Here is a 15,269-nt window from a genome sequence, read left to right on the forward strand (position 1 = left end):
ACGCTACCGGCGCGACGCGGCGCCGGGCTCGGCGGGAGCGGACAGCCCGCGCGCACCGCCGGTCCGGCGCGGTGACGACGACGCCCGCACGCGGACCGCTACGCTCGCCCCGACAGCACCCGACGCGCGTCCACAGGAGGCCGCCATGCAGGTTCCCGAGATCAACTACTGGGCCGTGATCCTGGCCACCCTCTCGACGATGATCGTCGGCACGATCTGGTACACCCCGAAGGTCTTCGGGACGAAGTGGGCGCAGCTCGCCGGCGTCGACATGAACCGGCCCGGAGCGTCGGCGGTGCTCCCGATCGTGGTGACGGTGTTCGTGAGCTTCGTCTCGGCCTGGGTGCTCGCTGGCGCCGCCACGATCGCGTGGCACTTCTACGAGGGCAGCTACCTGTGGGCCTCGGTGCTCACCGGCATCATCCTGTGGGCGGGCTTCACCGCCGCACGCTTCATCACGCACGACGCGTTCGAGGGCCGTCCGACGAACCTGACCGTCATCAACATCGCCCACGAACTGGTGACGGTGATCGTCATGGCGGTCATCATCGGGGTCTGGCCGCCCGCCGGGACGGTCTGACCGACTCCTACGAGCAGGGAAACCAATCGGCGGCGTCGTCCGCCGCACGCCGATAGCCGGCGAAGCGCTCGCGCACCGCGGCGATGGCGTCCGCGAGGGGGAAGATCTCGCGCTGCACGAGATGGGCTTCGTCCGTCGCCGAGACCGGATGCCACCACACGCCCTCGGCGGTGATGGTGACCTCGGGGATGAGCGAGTCGACGGGCAGCTCGATGCCGTCTCGGGCGACCCCCTGATGGGCCACCGCGCGGATGACGCGGTTCTCGTCGCGGATGCCGAGGTCGGCCAGGAACCGCTTGAACGGCTCGACCTCGTGCGTCTGCTCCGCCGGCAGCGTCGCGGCGACCTTGACGTCGAACCCTTCGTCGAGGGCGAGGCGGATGCCGGCGACCGCCCGCTCCCACGCCCCGCGCCCACGGTGGGCGTCGTGCTGCTCGGCGGTGGCCGAGTCCAGGCTGATCTGCAGCGTGAGCCGCTCGCGGTCCATGCGCTTGAGCCGCTCGAGCCGCGCACCGCGGAAGAGCATGCCGTTGGTCAGCAGCGTCGTCGGCAGACGCTCGGTGCACGAGGCCACCAGCTCGTCGATGTCGTTCAGCAGGAACGGCTCGCCGCCGGTGAGGATCAGCTGCTCGACGCCGGCGGACCCGGCCTCCGCCGCGAGGCGCGCGACGCGCTCGGCGCCGAGCGCGCGCCGCTCGGTCTGCGGCGACGAGGCCACGCAGCAGTAGTCGCAGTGGAGGTTGCAGTCGAAGTTCGCGTACATCCACAGCCGTCTGCCGGGCATCTGCTCGGGATCGAGGTCGGCGAGCGGGTCGCGCCCTCTCCCGTGGCGCACCACGACGGCGTCCGGGCGCACCTCGACCAGCTCGTTGCCGCTCGCGCGGCACCACGCGGCGATCAGGTCGCTGTTCGCGGCGATCTCGTCCCGGTCGTCGGACCCCCCGGAGACGTCGAGCGTGACAGTCTGTCCTGCCGGCGTCGCGGCAAGCAGCTCGATCAGGTCGAGGATGAGCGCGTGGTTCACCATCGCTCCGGGATCCCCTGGTCTTCGACGGCGGCGAACAGCTCGCGGTAGCCCTCGAGGTGCGGCGGAACCCACGCGCGCAGACCCTCCAGCTCGAGGATCTCGCGGTGACGGGGATCGTCCCAGTCCATCGCGTACAGGTTCGCCAGCCAGGCCTCGGCGTCGGCATCGGTGAGCGCGGGCATCGCGGTGAAGGCGCAGTGGCTGTACTCCGGCGACGTCCAGAACTCCTCGACGGCGCCGGCCATGACATCGCCGCGCGCGATCGACTCCCATGTGTTGATGCCGATGGCCGCGGCATCGGCCCGATCGTCGAGCACGGCGCGCAGGGCGTCCAGTTCGCTGCGCCCGGTGTCGCCGTGCTTGCCGACGTCGCTGTCGATCCGCATCAGCTCGACGTCGCCGTCCGACAGCCCCGCCTCGCGCAGATACTGCACCGGCAGGATCGCCGCCTGCGCCGAATCGCGCGACCCCAGTGCGAGGCGGCGGCCCTTCAGCGCCTCGATCCCCGAGAACCCGCTGCCGGCGCGCGCGACGAACACCGTCCGGAACACCAGATCGGTGTCGCGCGAGGCCAGCGCGCGGCACGCGCCCCCGGTCTGCTTCACGGTGCGCACGTAGGCGAGGTTGGTGTTCCATGCCAGGTCGACGTGCCCCGCGACGAGCGCGTCGACGAGCCGGCCGTAGTTCAGGAACAGCACGACGTCGATGGGCGTATCGGTCTCTGCGAAGTAGTCGCGCATGCCCTCCCAGATCGTCACGACGTTCGGGGTGTAGGCGACCGCGCCGACGACGAGCGTGCGGGTCACGCCGCCGCCTCCTCTGAACCGGACGTCTCTGCGTCGGCGGGTGGGTCGAACAGCGGCCGTCCCGTGATCACGCGGCCGTAGAACTCGTACAGCGCATCGGCGGTGGGGGCCATGACGTGCCCGGCTCGGGCGTCACGGAAGTAGCGCTCCAGCTGCAGATGCTGCGAGAACGCGGCCCCGCCGCACACGCGCATCGCGGCATCCGTGATCCGGAGCGCGGCATCGTTGCACGCGGCCTTGCTGCCGAGCACGAACAGCGCCGTGTCCTCCTGCGGCTCGGCGACGCGCGCCGCGGCCTTCTCGAGGTACGCCGATGCCGCCTCGAGCTCGATCGACATCTTCGCCAGCTGTGCCCGGATCGTCGGCAGGGCCGACAGCGTCTGGTCGAGGTGCTGCAGCCGAGCCCCCGTGGTGTGCTTGAGGGCCGCCTGGACCGATGCGCGGCTGAGGCCGAGCGAGACCGAGGCGTTGCCGAGGTTGAACCACGGCAGCACGACGCCAAGCATCAGGTCGGCGCCCGCGCCGCCGTCGCCCAGGCGCATGCCGTCGCTCAGCGCGATGTCGAAGGTCATCGGCGTCGATGCATTGCCGCGGAAGCCGAGGCCCGTGAAGCCCCCCGCGATCTCGGCCCCGTCGGTGCCCGAGCGGATGCTGTACAGATCGACGCCGGCGCCGTCGGGTGTCTGGGTGCCGAGGACATACACCTCGGCGTGGCCGGCCGAGGTCACCCAGCTCTTCTTCGCGTTCACCCGCAGGGAGCCGGACTCGCGCCGGGGGCGCGACACGGGCGCCCAGAAGTGCGAGCGCGAGCCGGCTTCCGAGAAGGCCAGTGTGCCGAGTGCCCGACCGCCGGCCATGTCGGCGAGCAGATCGAGGTCTCCGGACGGCGGCGCTGCCGCCAGAGGGGCACATGCCGCGAAGTGCATGAGGGTGATCATCGCCGTCGATCCACACGCGCCGGCGATCGCGTCGAGCACGGTGATCATGTCTCTCGGCCCGCCGCCGAGCCCTCCCACATCGGGCGAGAGAGTGAGCCCCATCAGCCCGGATTCTCTCAGCGCCGCGATGGCCTCTTCGGGGAACCTTCCGTCGCGGTCCACGGCCGCGGCGTTGTCTGCGGCGGCGGCGAGCACAGGGGCGAGACGTTCTTGCAGTTGCATGGCAGGGGCCCTTCCGATCGGCGGGTGGAGCGGGATCTACGGCGTGGGTTCGGCGTCCTCGTGGTCGTCGGGGCGGCGCGGGGCGCCGACGGCCAGCAGGCCGATGCCGAGTCCGCCGCACACCGCCATCAGCGAGGCGTCCCCGCCGAAGAACGCGCCGCCGGCCAGCGTCGCGACCTGAATGATCGCAGCGGCCACCAGCACGGCGCCGGCGACGAGCACGACGGCGCGAACGTGCCGCCATCCGCCGACGAGCGCGAGCCCGCCCGCGATCAGGAGCACGAGGACTCCGCCCATGCCGGAGCGGATGAAGTTCAGGGTCGTCGGCAGCGCGAGAGCGGCGTAGGCGCCGGCGATGACGGCGCCTACGCCGAGTGCGACCGCGGCGTGATCGAGGCGACGTCCGAGCGCGTTCACGACACCACCGCCAGTGCGCGCGCCCATGGCCGCCGGGACTCCTGCCAGAGCGGGCGCAGCACGCCGTCGACCCCGAACCACCGTCCGGCGGCCGTGGCGAACAGCGCCACGTGGGCGAGGACCATCAGGTAGTAGGCCCAGTGCCACTCGTGGGGAGCGTGGAGCACCGAGAGCGCGATCGCGACCGACTGCGCGATGCCGATGAGCGCCCACAGCCGTGTCGAGAGGCCGATGAGCAGGAATGCGCCGAGTCCGCCTTCGACGAGCAGGATGATCCATCCGAAGACCTCGATGCCCGGGAGGAACACCGTCTCGACGAACCACGAGTACGGCGGGAGCACGGGGTAGTCCACCGCCTGGCCGGCCCAGAAGTACAGGCCGTTGTCGGCCGCGCGCCCGAAGTCGAGCGGGCGCTTCCACGCCACGTTCTGGATCCACATCAGCGCGACGCCGATGCGGACGACCGCCATCAGGGCTTGGGCGGACCGAGCACGCAGCGGGTCCAGCGAAGCGTCCATGCCACGCCTCCTCGCGTCGCCGACTGATCCCAGTCAACGACGGCGGGCGAGCGAGGGCAAGGGCCCCGGCCTTACGAGGCCGTGACGGTCGCGCGCGCTTCGGCGGGCGCCGGATCAGGCCGCGGCGGCGACGACGGCGCTGACCGCCGACGTGAAGAAGCCGAGACCGTCGACTCCCGAGCGCATCGCGGCGGCGGTGTCGGGCCCGAAGCCCGGCTCGACGGCATGCTCGGGGTGCGGCATGAGACCCACGACGTTGCCGCGCTCGTTGGTGAGGCCGGCGATGTCGTCGAGGGAGCCGTTCGGATTCACGCCGAGGTAGCGGAACGCGACCAGGCCCTCGCCCTCGATGCGCTCGAGCGTGTCCACCGAGCAGATGTATCCGCCGTCGGCGTTCTTGAGCGGGATGACGATCTCCTGCCCCTGCTCGAACGCGCTCGTCCACGCCGTCGAGGCGTTCTCGACGCGCAGGCGCTGGTCGCGGCGGATGAACTGCTGGTGGGCGTTGCGGATCAGGCCGCCGGGCAGAAGGTGGGCCTCGACGAGCATCTGGAAGCCGTTGCAGATGCCGAGGATCGGCATGCCCTGGGCTGCGGCGTCCTTCACCTCGGCCATGATCGGCGCGTGCGCGGCGATCGCGCCGGCGCGCAGGTAGTCGCCGTAGCTGAACCCGCCGGGCAGGACGAGTGCGTCGACGCCGTCGAGGTCGTGCGAGCCGTGCCACAGGGCGACGGGCTCGGCGCCCGCCACGCGGATCGCGCGCTGCGCGTCGACGTCGTCGAGCGAGCCGGGGAACGTGATGACCCCGACGCGGACGGTCACTCGACCACCTCGATGCCCACGACGTCCTCGATCACCGAATTCGACAGCATGTCGTCGGCGATCTTGCGGGCCGCGTCGAGCACGTCGTCGGTGACCTCGCCGTCGACGGTGAGCTCGAAGCGCTTGCCGATGCGCACGGCAGAGAAGTCCTCGATCCCCAGGCGCCCGAGGGCCCCCACGACGGCCTTGCCCTGGGGGTCCAGAAGCTCGGCCTTGGGCATGACGTCGACGACGATGGTGGGCATTCGAGGCTCCGGATGTCGCGGGAAGGGAACTGCTCAAGTCTAGGCGACGCCGATGCGGATGCCGAAGGGGACCGTGATGCAACCGTGATCAATCTCGTGGGAGCGCTCCCTTGACATTCATGGGAGCGCTCCCGTAACGTGTGGTCCGCGGTCGTGAGAGCGCTCCCATGGGAAGCTCCCCGCCGACACCGAGGTCGATCCGAGTCGGCCTCTGCCTGCAAGACTGACCTGAATACACACAAAGGAGTGACCGTGCAATCACGTGCCATCCGGCGAGGCCTCGTTGCCGCCGCCGCCTTCTCCGCCACAGCTGTCGTCCTGGCCGGCTGCTCGAGCAGCGGCTCGACCGATGGCGGCTCGACCGGCGACGAGGAGATCACCCTCACCGTCGCCACGTTCAACGACTTCGGCTACACCGACGAGCTGCTCCAGCAGTACATGGACGAGAACCCGAACATCACCGTCGTCCACAACCGCGCCGCCGAGTCCGGCGACGCGCGCGCCAACTTCTTCCAGAAGCTCGGCAAGGGCGGGCTCGCCGACGTCGAGGCCGTCGAGATCGACTGGTTCGCCGAAGCGATGCAGTACTCCGACCTGCTCGCCGAGGCGCCCGCCGACGTCAAGGGCCGCTGGCTCGACTGGAAGGAAGCCGCCGCAACCGACGGCGACGGCCGCCTGGTCGGCTTCGGAACCGACATCGGCCCGCAGGGCGTGTGCTACCGCTCCGACCTGTTCGAAGAGGCGGGGCTCGCGAGCGACCGCGAGGGCGTCGCGGCGCTGTTCGACGGCGACTGGAGCAACTTCCTCGACGTCGCCGACCAGTACCGCGAGGCCACCGGCAAGCCGATGATCGACTCGGCCAACTCGGTCCTCCAGGGCATCGTCAACCAGATCGAGTACACCTACACCGAGCCCGACGGCACCGTCATCGCCACCACGAACCCCGAGATCGCGGACGCGTACAACCTCGTCGTCGAGCGCGCCGTGCCCAACGCCGCGTACTCGGGCCAGTGGTCGGACGACTGGTTCGCTTCGATGGCCAACGGCGAGTTCGCCGCCATGCTGTGCCCGGGCTGGATGCTCGGCGTCATCTCCGGCAGCGCGCCCGACGTCACCGGCTGGGACATCGCGGATGTCTTCCCCAACGGCGGCGGCAACTGGGGCGGCTCGTACCTGACCGTCCCCGCCGACGGCGAGAACGTCGACGCCGCCCTCGCCCTCGCCTCGTGGCTGACCGCTCCCGAGCAGCAGATGCAGGCGTTCGCGAACGCGGGCACCTTCCCGAGCCAGCTCGAGGCGCTCGAGAGCGACGAGCTCGCCGGCGCGACCAACGAGTACTTCAACGACGCGCCGACCGGTGAGATCCTCTCCAGCCGCGCCGCCGCCGTCACCGTCGCGCCCTACAAGGACGCCGACTACTTCAAGTACCACGACGCGCTGCAGAACGCGGTGAACCGCGTCTTCGACGGCCTCGAGGACCAGGAGACCTCCTGGAACACGTGGGTCAACGAGGTCCAGGCCTTCTGATCCGTCGGGTGCGTGCGGGCCGCCCCCGCGGCCCGCACGCACCCCGGTCCCGCGCCCACCACCGATACCGACCGGAGTTCCCGTGACTGCGACAGAAACGCGATCGCCGGCGTCACCGAAGACGCCGCCGCCCCCCAAGGACCGCCCCGTCCGCGTCCTCTCCTTCAGCCAGCGGCTGAACAAGTGGGACCTGAAGTTCTCGCCCTACCTCTACATCTCGCCGTTCTTCATCCTGTTCGCGATCGTCGGTCTGTTCCCCATCGCGTTCACCGCCGTGATCTCGTTCCAGGACTGGGACCTGGTCCGCAACGAGGGCGAGTTCATCGGGTTCGAGCAGTACATCTGGATCCTCAACAACCCGCAGTTCTGGACCGCGCTGCGCAACACCTTCAGCATCTTCCTGCTCTCGAGCGTCCCGCAGCTGATCGCCGCGATCTTCATCGCGGCCCTGCTCGACCGCAACATCCGCGCCAAGACCTTCTGGCGCATGAGCGTGCTCATCCCGTTCGTGATGGCCCCCGTCGCCGTCGCGCTGATCTTCAGCAACATGTTCGGCGACAACCACGGACTCGTGAACAACGTCCTCGACAACTGGTTCGGCATCACCATCCCGTGGCACAAGGACCCGTTCTGGAGCCACGTCGCGATCGCGACCATGGTGAACTTCCGCTGGACCGGCTACAACACCCTGATCCTGCTCGCCGCGATGCAGGCGATCCCCCGCGACTACTACGAGGCCGCGACCGTGGACGGCGCCGGAGCCTTCCGCCAGTTCTTCAGCATCACGGTGCCGTCGCTGAAGGCCACGCTGATCTTCGTCATCATCACCTCGACGATCGGCGGTCTGCAGATCTTCGACGAGCCGCGCATGTACGACAACACCGGAGCCGGCGGACCCGCTCAGCAGTGGCTCACGATCACGCTGTTCCTCTACAACATCGGCTGGCGCGAGTGGAACTTCGGCCGCGCAGCGGCGCTCGCCTGGATCCTCTTCCTCATCATCCTGGTCATCGGGCTGATCAACCTCATGGTCACGCGCACGCTCGTGCGGGACGAGGGCAGACGCAGTCCCAAGCCGCTCAAGAAGGGACGTGCGTCATGACCTCCCTCGACACCACCGCCGTCGTCACCGAGAACGCCCCCCGCAAGCGCCATCGCACCATCCGGATCCGTGGCCGCCGCGCCGGCTTCTGGGTCTACGGTGCCCTCGTGGTCGTGCTCATCGGCTCGGTCTTCCCGTTCTACTGGTCGTTCCTGATCGGCTCCGGCGACGCCTCGACCATCAACGACCCGAACATGTCGTGGTGGCCCGGCGGGAACTTCCTCGACAACGCCGCCGCCGTCGTCAGCGACCCCGCCGTGAACTTCTGGCGTGCGCTGTGGAACTCCATCTACAGCTCGGCGCTCATCGCGGCATCCGTCGTGGTCTTCTCGACGCTGGCCGGGTGGGCGTTCGCGAAGCTGAAGTTCCGCGGCTCCGGCCCGCTCCTGGTCTTCGTCGTGGCGACCATGGCGGTCCCGATGCAGCTGGGCGTCGTGCCGCTGTACATCCTGTTCGCCGACCTCGGCTGGACGGGGAGCATCGGCGCGATCATCGTGCCGGCGCTCGTGACGGCGTTCGGCGTGTTCTGGATGACCCAGTACCTGCGTCAGTCTGTGCCCGACGAGCTCATCGAAGCGGCGCGCGTCGACGGAGCCTCGTCGTTCCGCACCTTCCTCACCGTCGGCGTGGTCGCAGCGCGGCCCGCCGCGGCGATGCTCGGCCTGTTCACGTTCGTCACGGCGTGGAACAACTTCTTCTGGCCCTTCATCGTGCTCGACCGTCAGAACCCGACTCTGCCGGTGGCGCTGTCGCTGCTGCAGTCGAACTACTTCGTCGACTACTCGGTCGTCCTGGCCGGAGTGCTGCTGTCGACGATCCCGCTGCTCATCCTGTTCATCTTCACGGGCAAGCAGCTCGTGAGCGGAATCATGGCGGGAGCGGTCAAGGGATGACTCAGCAGACGACACTCGGCACTTCGCACCAGCCCCTCCGAGAGGACCCCACGCCCATGACCGCGTCCGACGCGCGCGCCTTCCCCACCCGCTTCCTCTTCGGGGCAGCCACCGCCGCCTTCCAGATCGAGGGCGCCGCACACGAGGACGGCCGGACCGACTCGATCTGGGACGCCTTCTGCCGCGTGCCCGGCGCCGTCATCAACGCCGACAACGGCGATGTCGCGTGCGACCACTACCACCGCTACCGCGACGACGTGGCGCTCATGAAGGACATGGGCCTGCAGACCTATCGGTTCTCGACCTCGTGGTCGCGCGTGCGGCCCGACGGCGGAGCGCTCAACCCCGCAGGCGTCGACTTCTACAAGCGACTCGTCGACGAGCTCCTCGATGCGGACATCCTCCCGTGGCTGACGCTGTACCACTGGGACCTGCCGCAGGCGCTGCAGGAGAAGGGCGGTTGGACGGTCCGCGAGACCGCCGAGAAGTTCACCGAATACGCGCTCGACATGCACGATGCGCTCGGCGACCGCGTCAACGTGTGGACGACCCTCAACGAGCCGTGGTGCTCGTCCTTCCTCAGCCACACCGCGGGCGTCCACGCCCCCGGCCACTTCAGCGTGACCGAGGGCGTGCTCGCCGCGCACCACCTCATGCTCGGCCACGGGCAGACGGTGCGCGAGCTGCGCGCGCGCGACGAGTCGCTGAACCTGGGCATCACCCTGAACCTCACCGTCGCCGACCCCGTCGACCCGGCCGACGCCGCCGACGCCGACGCGGCCCGCCGCATCGACGGCCAGTTCAACCGGTGGTTCCTCGACCCCATCTTCCGCGGGGAGTACCCCGCGGACGTCGTCGAGGACATCCGCGCGACCGGCGCTTCGGGCGCCGCGGCGATCGACGCGCTCGCGGAGGCCAACCGGCCGGGCGACCTCGAGGCCATCTCGACCCCCTTCGATTCCCTCGGCGTGAACTACTACCACGGCGAGCTCGTCGGGGGCGCGGCCCCCGTGGCGGCGCCGGACGCGGGCCAGGCGCCGACCGACCGGGCCACCGGGTCGCCGTTCCCGTCGTTCGAGCGCATCCACTGGCACGACCGCGGTCTGCCGCGCACCAGCATGCACTGGGAGGTGCAGCCCGAGGGGCTCACCCGCCTGCTCGAGCGTGTGTCGGCCGAATACGCCGTTCCCGCCGACGTGGCCCTCTACGTCACCGAGAACGGCGCCGCGTACGACGACGACGTCGTCGTCGAGGGCGGCGAGATGCGCGTCCACGACGACGAGCGCCGCGCGTTCCTGCGCGCGCACCTGGGTGCCGTGCTCGACGCGATCGAGGCCGGTGTCGACGTGCGCGGATACTTCTACTGGTCGCTGCTCGACAACTTCGAGTGGGCGTGGGGCTACGAGAAGCGATTCGGCATCGTCCGGGTCGACTACGACACGCAGGAGCGCACGGTCAAGGACTCCGGACTCGAGTACCGTCGCGTCATCGCGGCGCGCTCCCTCGACGCCGTCGCCGACGCACCCGTACGGTAGGCACAGAAAGGCAGGTCGCCATGAGCACGCAGGCGCTGCGCGGGTCGGTCACGATCGAAGAGGTCGCCGCTGCGGCGGGGGTGTCCCGCTCGACGGTCTCCCGCGTCGTCAACGGTTCGACGGCTGTCAGCCCCGAGGCGCTCGAGGCCGTCAAGCGCGCGATCGCCGAGCTGAACTACGTCCCCAACCGCGCCGCGCGGTCGCTGGCGAGCAGGCAGACGCACGCCATCGCCCTGGTCGTCCCCGAGGACACCACGCGGTTCTTCGGCGACCCGTTCTTCGCCGCGATCGTGTCGGGCATCAACTCCCGAATCAGCCGGTCGGACTTCGTGCTGAACCTGTTCATCGCCAGCGACGATCCCGGCGACAAGACGACCAGCTACCTGCGCAGCGGCGCCGTCGACGGCGCGATCGTCGTGTCGCACCACACCAGCGACACCTTCATCGACCGGATCGCCGCCGTCGTGCCGGTCGTCTACGGTGGGCGCCCCGTGCGCGAGCGCGAGCGCGACTACTACGTCGACGTCGACAACACCCGCGGCGCGCTCATGGCGACCGAGTTCCTCATGGATCGCGGTCACACCCGCATCGGCACCATCACAGGCCCGCTCGACATGCCCGCCGGCGTCGACCGCCTCGTGGGGTTCCGCGAGGCGCTCGCGGCACGAGGCCTCGAGCCGGTCGCCGTCGAGGACGGCAACTTCACCGCCGCCGGCGGTGCCGACGCGATGCGCCGCATCCTCGAGAGCGGAGACGTGCCCGACGCGCTCTTCATCGCCAGCGACCTGATGGCCCGCGGCGCCATGAACGTGCTCGCCGGCGCGGGTCTGCGGGTGCCTGGCGACATCGCGATCATCGGATTCGACGATTCGCCGGTCGCCACCTCGGTCACGCCGCCGCTGACGACGATGCGCCAGCCCTCGTTCCAGCAGGGCGAGCAGATGGCCGGCATCCTGCTCGACATCCTCGCCGACCGCGACCCCCGACACGTCACGGTGCTCGACACCGAGCTGATCGTCCGCGAGTCGGTCTAGCCCGCGCGTCGCGCGACGAGCGCACATGCAGTCGTCGAGACCATAGGTCTTGTGCGTCGATGACGTACGCCGTCGGCCAGAGCATGTGCACTCGGTGAAGCGGATGCCGCGCGGCCGCGGCATCCGCGGCTACTGCGGGTCGCCGCCCATCGCGCCCACCGCGGGGATCGGGCCGCCGTCGTCGGCGCCGGTCTTCCGCCAGCGGGCGATGGCGTTGCCGAGGTGGTAGATCAGGAGCGCGGCCGCCGCGCCGAGCACGATCGCGCCCAGCTGGAAGTCGCCCCACTGCATCGTGAACCCGGCGATGGCGATCACGAGCGCGACCGCTCCGGTGTACTGGTTGACGGGGCGCGAGAAGTCGACGCGGTTGTCGACCCAGATCTTGATGCCGATGATGCCGATGAGCCCGTACAGGGCCGTCGTCACGCCGCCGAGGACGCCGGCGGGGATCGAGTTGAACACCGCCCCGATCTTCGGCGACAGGCTCAGCAGGATCGCGGTCGCCCCGGCGACCCAGTATGCCGCCGTCGAGTACACGCGGGTCGCCGCCATCACGCCGATGTTCTCGCCGTAGGTCGTCGTGCCCGATCCGCCGAACGCGCCCGCGAGGGTGGTGGCGGCACCGTCGGCGATGAGGGCGCGGCCGGTCTGCCGGTTCACCGAGCGCGTGGTCATGGCCGCGACGCCGCGCACGTGACCGACGTTCTCGGCCACGAGCACCAGCACGACGGGCAGGAACATCGCGATCACCGACCATGTGCCGGGCGAGGCGAAGTCGGCGATGCGGAACTCGGGCAGGCCGATCCACGCGGCCTCGGCCACCGCGGTGTAGTCGAGCTCGCCGGCGATCGCCGCCGCCGCGTAGCCGACGGCGACCCCGAGGAAGATCGAGATGCGGCCGAGGAAGCCGCGGAACAGCACGCTGAACAGCACCACCGCGACCAGCGTGATGGTCGCGGTCACCGGCTGCTGCTCGAAGTTGGTCCATGCCACCGGCGCCAGGTTGAAACCGATCAGCGCGACGATGGCGCCCGCGACCACCGGTGGCATGAGCCTGTCGATCCAGCCCATTCCGACGAACTGCACGACGAACCCGACGGCGGCGAGCAGGATGCCGACGGCGGCGATGCCGGCGAGGGCCGAGCCCATGCCCTGGGAGGCCGTCGCCGCCGTCACCGGCGCGATGAAGGCGAAGGACGAGCCGAGGTAGCTGGGCAGCTTGTTGCGCGTGATGACGAGGAAGAGCAGCGTGCCCACGCCCGAGAACAGCAGCGTCGTCGACACCGGGAAGCCGGTGAGCACCGGCACGAGGAACGTCGCGCCGAACATCGCGATGACGTGCTGCACGCCGACGGCGACCGTGGCGCCCCAGTTCAGTCGTTCGTCGGGGGCGACGACCCGGCCCGGTTCGACGGTGCGGCCGTTGCCGTGAAGGTTCCAGATGGGCATGGCGACTCCTCGCTGCGGTGGGACGCTGGCCACCCTAGCGCCGGGGGCGCCCGCGCCCGTCGCGACGAGGCCGTCACCGGATCGTCACCGTTCGCCCTGCTTCGGCGGGCGAGGATGGACTCATGAAGCGCGGAACGGTCGTGGGACTGGTGGTGGCGGGCGTCGTCGTCCTGGGTGTCGGGGCGGGGGCCGTCGCGGCGCTCGCGGGGGGCGGCGCCGGCGACACGGCCGCACCCGAGACGGCGGCGACCGCGACCGCCGGTCCCGCGACCGCCGCCGAGCCCGAGCCCGAGCCGGAGCCGGAGCCGGAGCCGACGGCCTCGGACACCGTCGCGGAGGAGGGTGCCGTCACCCCCGGCGCCTACGTCGACTACAGCGAGTCGGCGCTGGCGTCGGCAGAGGGCACGCGCGTGCTGTTCTTCCACGCCACATGGTGCCCGCAGTGCCGGGCGCTCGAGGCGAGCATCCAGGACGAGGGCGTGCCCGACGGCGTCACGATCCTGAAAGTCGACTACGACACCAGCACCGACCTCCGCCAGCGCTACGACGTCCGGCAGCAGACCACGGTGGTCGCTCTCGACGGCGACGGCGACGCAACCGCGAGCTTCGTCGCCTACGACGACCCGACCGTGGGCGCGGCGCTGGCCGGCGTCGGACTCGCGGGCTGATGCTCGCCCTCACCCTCGTCTCGTTCGCCGCCGGAGTCCTCACCGTCCTCGCGCCGTGCGTGCTGCCGCTGCTGCCGGTGATCGTGGGGGGAACGGCGGCGCGCGCGGATGCCGATACCGCGGTCGCTGAGAGGCGCTGGTTCCGCCCGCTCGTGATCGCCGCCGCCCTTGCGGCATCCGTCGTGGCGTTCACGCTGCTGCTGAAGGCGACCAGCGCGCTGCTGGGCGTGCCGGTCTGGGTGTGGCAGACGGCATCGGGCGTCATCGTGGGGGTGCTGGGGCTCACGATGCTCTTCCCCGCGGTGTGGGAGCGCGTCACGGTCGCCGCCGGATGGCAGGCCGGCGGCGGGCGACTGCTCGACCGCGGCTACCGCCGAGGCGGGCTCACGGGCGACATCGCGCTGGGGGCGGCGCTGGGACCGGCGTTCAGCAGCTGCTCGCCGACGTATGCGCTCATCGTCGCCACGGTGCTGCCCGCGACCTTCGCCGCGGGGGTCGTCTATGTCTCGGCCTATGCGATCGGACTCGCGCTCGCCCTGCTCGGCATCGCCCTGGCCGGAACGGCGCTCGTCCGCCGGCTCGGGTGGCTCGCCGACCCGCACGGCGTCTTCCGCCGCGTCATGGGCGGTCTGCTCGTCGTCGTGGGGCTCGGGATCGCGCTCGGCTGGGACCGGGCGCTCCAGACGTGGATCCTCGACCAGGGCTGGTACGAGCCGATCGCGAACCTCGAGCGGATGCTGCTGGGCTGACGTGCAGCGGCCGTCAGAGCAGCCGGCCGAGGGCGGTCATCGTCGCCGTAGACGTCGAAGGCGATGCGGTGGCCGCCGCGCAGGGCGTACCCGGATTCGCGGGGCTGGACGGGACGCATGATGGACCTCCTAGGCGGATCCCCCTTCGGCGGCGCGGATGACGCCGCCCAGCTTGCGCAGCGCGGAGCGCGCATCCGCGGCCGACGCGTCCTCCGACAGGATCATGGCCTCGGCCCCGATGAACATCGCAGCCGTGAGGGCTGCGAGCTCGTCGGCGGTGAAATCGCCCAGGCGGACTCCGGATTCCTGAGCGCGGGCGGCAGCGTCGCTCAGCACGCCGATCCAGCCGGCGGTGCGCTCGCGCACCGCGCCGGCGATCTCCGGGTCGGACCACCCCGCCGCCATCATCTCCATCAGCACGCGGACGTAGCCCTCGGCGAGGTCGACCTCGAGATAGTCGCACGCGCGATCCCACTGCTCGCTCAAGCGCTCGTCGCCGGCGTACAGGTCGGTCTGCCGCTCCAGACGCCGGCGGTCCTCGTCTTCGTAGAGCGCCAGCAGAAGCTTCTGCTTGGAGCCGAAGTGGTAGTGGATCTGCGACAGCGGCACGCCGGCGGCGGCCGCGACCTTGCGGACCGAGATGGCGCCGTACCCTTGATCGCGAAGCACCTGCCGCGCGGCATCGATGATCAGCTGACGTGTGTCCGGCATCCCGACTCCCGTATCGTTCGGTCGTT

At 70.4% G+C, this 15,269-nt stretch carries 17 protein-coding genes; 8 read left to right on the forward strand and 9 right to left on the reverse strand.

From position 1 onward, the window contains the following. Positions 1 to 145: 145 nt before the first annotated feature. Positions 146 to 580 carry a DUF1761 domain-containing protein gene (locus P0L94_14820; protein ID WES63729.1) on the forward strand — a complete coding sequence of 145 codons (435 nt, stop codon included), beginning with the start codon at positions 146 to 148 and terminating at the stop codon, positions 578 to 580. A gap of 7 nt (positions 581 to 587) precedes the next feature. Here the strand turns inward: P0L94_14820 and P0L94_14825 are convergent, their stop codons facing one another. From P0L94_14825 to purS, 7 genes are all read right to left on the reverse strand, one after another. Beyond that, entirely contained in the window at positions 588 to 1,607 is a 1,020-nt protein-coding gene (locus P0L94_14825; protein WES63730.1) for a radical SAM protein, read from the reverse strand. Continuing rightward, the gene (locus tag P0L94_14830; protein WES63731.1) at positions 1,601 to 2,413 is read right to left on the reverse strand and encodes a PhnD/SsuA/transferrin family substrate-binding protein; all 813 of its coding nucleotides are present in this window, start codon (positions 2,411 to 2,413) and stop codon (positions 1,601 to 1,603) included. The genes P0L94_14825 and P0L94_14830 overlap by 7 nt, the downstream gene beginning before the upstream one ends. Then, a complete protein-coding gene (locus P0L94_14835) occupies positions 2,410 to 3,573 on the reverse strand; it encodes an acyl-CoA/acyl-ACP dehydrogenase (protein ID WES63732.1) in 1,164 nt (387 codons plus the stop codon). The genes P0L94_14830 and P0L94_14835 overlap by 4 nt, the downstream gene beginning before the upstream one ends. A 36-nt stretch (positions 3,574 to 3,609) precedes the next feature. After that, on the reverse strand, positions 3,610 to 4,017 hold the full coding sequence (locus tag P0L94_14840) for a hypothetical protein (GenBank protein WES63733.1): 408 nt from the start codon (positions 4,015 to 4,017) through the stop codon (positions 3,610 to 3,612). Continuing rightward, on the reverse strand, positions 3,987 to 4,508 hold the full coding sequence (locus P0L94_14845; protein ID WES63734.1) for a TQO small subunit DoxD: 522 nt from the start codon (positions 4,506 to 4,508) through the stop codon (positions 3,987 to 3,989). The genes P0L94_14840 and P0L94_14845 overlap by 31 nt, the downstream gene beginning before the upstream one ends. Before the next feature lie 114 nt (positions 4,509 to 4,622). Beyond that, complete coding sequence (purQ, locus tag P0L94_14850; GenBank protein ID WES63735.1) at positions 4,623 to 5,330, reverse strand: phosphoribosylformylglycinamidine synthase subunit PurQ; 708 nt, start codon at positions 5,328 to 5,330, stop codon at positions 4,623 to 4,625. Beyond that, positions 5,327 to 5,575 (reverse strand): phosphoribosylformylglycinamidine synthase subunit PurS, encoded by a 249-nt coding sequence (gene purS / locus P0L94_14855; GenBank protein WES63736.1) that lies wholly within the window; start codon positions 5,573 to 5,575, stop codon positions 5,327 to 5,329. Before purS ends, purQ begins: the two co-directional genes overlap by 4 nt. Before the next feature lie 252 nt (positions 5,576 to 5,827). Between purS and P0L94_14860 the strand changes: the two genes are divergently transcribed. From P0L94_14860 to P0L94_14880, 5 genes are all read left to right on the forward strand, one after another. Continuing rightward, positions 5,828 to 7,102, forward strand: a complete 1,275-nt coding sequence (locus P0L94_14860; GenBank protein WES63737.1) for an ABC transporter substrate-binding protein — start codon at positions 5,828 to 5,830, stop codon at positions 7,100 to 7,102. A gap of 82 nt (positions 7,103 to 7,184) precedes the next feature. Next, on the forward strand, positions 7,185 to 8,204 hold the full coding sequence (locus tag P0L94_14865) for a sugar ABC transporter permease (protein WES63738.1): 1,020 nt from the start codon (positions 7,185 to 7,187) through the stop codon (positions 8,202 to 8,204). Continuing rightward, positions 8,201 to 9,097, forward strand: coding sequence for a carbohydrate ABC transporter permease (locus P0L94_14870; GenBank protein WES63739.1), 897 nt, complete (start codon positions 8,201 to 8,203; stop codon positions 9,095 to 9,097). Before P0L94_14865 ends, P0L94_14870 begins: the two co-directional genes overlap by 4 nt. Positions 9,098 to 9,153: 56 nt before the next feature. Then, positions 9,154 to 10,632 (forward strand): GH1 family beta-glucosidase, encoded by a 1,479-nt coding sequence (locus tag P0L94_14875; protein ID WES63740.1) that lies wholly within the window; start codon positions 9,154 to 9,156, stop codon positions 10,630 to 10,632. Between the two features lie 20 nt (positions 10,633 to 10,652). After that, entirely contained in the window at positions 10,653 to 11,666 is a 1,014-nt protein-coding gene (locus P0L94_14880) for a LacI family DNA-binding transcriptional regulator (protein WES63741.1), read from the forward strand. 129 nt (positions 11,667 to 11,795) lie between these two features. On the opposite strand, the gene P0L94_14885 is transcribed toward P0L94_14880, so the two are convergent. After that, positions 11,796 to 13,115: a solute carrier family 23 protein gene (locus P0L94_14885; protein WES63742.1), complete on the reverse strand. Its 1,320-nt coding sequence runs from the start codon at positions 13,113 to 13,115 to the stop codon at positions 11,796 to 11,798. A gap of 122 nt (positions 13,116 to 13,237) precedes the next feature. Here P0L94_14885 and P0L94_14890 point away from each other — a divergent pair, with 122 nt between their 5' ends. Both P0L94_14890 and P0L94_14895 read left to right on the forward strand, forming a co-directional pair. Further along, positions 13,238 to 13,783: a thioredoxin family protein gene (locus tag P0L94_14890; GenBank protein ID WES63743.1), complete on the forward strand. Its 546-nt coding sequence runs from the start codon at positions 13,238 to 13,240 to the stop codon at positions 13,781 to 13,783. Continuing rightward, on the forward strand, positions 13,783 to 14,532 hold the full coding sequence (locus P0L94_14895) for a cytochrome c biogenesis protein CcdA (GenBank protein ID WES63744.1): 750 nt from the start codon (positions 13,783 to 13,785) through the stop codon (positions 14,530 to 14,532). Before P0L94_14890 ends, P0L94_14895 begins: the two co-directional genes overlap by 1 nt. Before the next feature lie 129 nt (positions 14,533 to 14,661). On the opposite strand, the gene P0L94_14900 is transcribed toward P0L94_14895, so the two are convergent. Beyond that, the gene (locus tag P0L94_14900) at positions 14,662 to 15,243 is read right to left on the reverse strand and encodes a helix-turn-helix domain containing protein (GenBank protein ID WES63745.1); all 582 of its coding nucleotides are present in this window, start codon (positions 15,241 to 15,243) and stop codon (positions 14,662 to 14,664) included. Positions 15,244 to 15,269 lie beyond the last annotated feature (26 nt).

This window comes from Microbacter sp. GSS18, from assembly GCA_029319145.1.
GTDB lineage: Bacteria > Actinomycetota > Actinomycetes > Actinomycetales > Microbacteriaceae > Microbacterium.

Bases quoted from the DNA above. Each gene is read 5' to 3' on its own strand.
- P0L94_14820 (WES63729.1), top strand. From the start codon at position 146: ATGCAGGTTCCCGAGATCAACTACTGGGCCGTGATCCTGGCCACCCTC.
- P0L94_14825 (WES63730.1), bottom strand. From the start codon at position 1,607: ATGGTGAACCACGCGCTCATCCTCGACCTGATCGAGCTGCTTGCCGCG.
- P0L94_14835 (WES63732.1), bottom strand. From the start codon at position 3,573: ATGCAACTGCAAGAACGTCTCGCCCCTGTGCTCGCCGCCGCCGCAGAC.
- P0L94_14840 (WES63733.1), bottom strand. From the start codon at position 4,017: ATGGGCGCGCGCACTGGCGGTGGTGTCGTGAACGCGCTCGGACGTCGC.
- P0L94_14845 (WES63734.1), bottom strand. From the start codon at position 4,508: ATGGACGCTTCGCTGGACCCGCTGCGTGCTCGGTCCGCCCAAGCCCTG.
- purS (WES63736.1), bottom strand. From the start codon at position 5,575: ATGCCCACCATCGTCGTCGACGTCATGCCCAAGGCCGAGCTTCTGGAC.
- P0L94_14870 (WES63739.1), top strand. From the start codon at position 8,201: ATGACCTCCCTCGACACCACCGCCGTCGTCACCGAGAACGCCCCCCGC.
- P0L94_14875 (WES63740.1), top strand. From the start codon at position 9,154: ATGACCGCGTCCGACGCGCGCGCCTTCCCCACCCGCTTCCTCTTCGGG.
- P0L94_14880 (WES63741.1), top strand. From the start codon at position 10,653: ATGAGCACGCAGGCGCTGCGCGGGTCGGTCACGATCGAAGAGGTCGCC.
- P0L94_14885 (WES63742.1), bottom strand. From the start codon at position 13,115: ATGCCCATCTGGAACCTTCACGGCAACGGCCGCACCGTCGAACCGGGC.
- P0L94_14890 (WES63743.1), top strand. From the start codon at position 13,238: ATGAAGCGCGGAACGGTCGTGGGACTGGTGGTGGCGGGCGTCGTCGTC.
- P0L94_14895 (WES63744.1), top strand. From the start codon at position 13,783: ATGCTCGCCCTCACCCTCGTCTCGTTCGCCGCCGGAGTCCTCACCGTC.
- P0L94_14900 (WES63745.1), bottom strand. From the start codon at position 15,243: ATGCCGGACACACGTCAGCTGATCATCGATGCCGCGCGGCAGGTGCTT.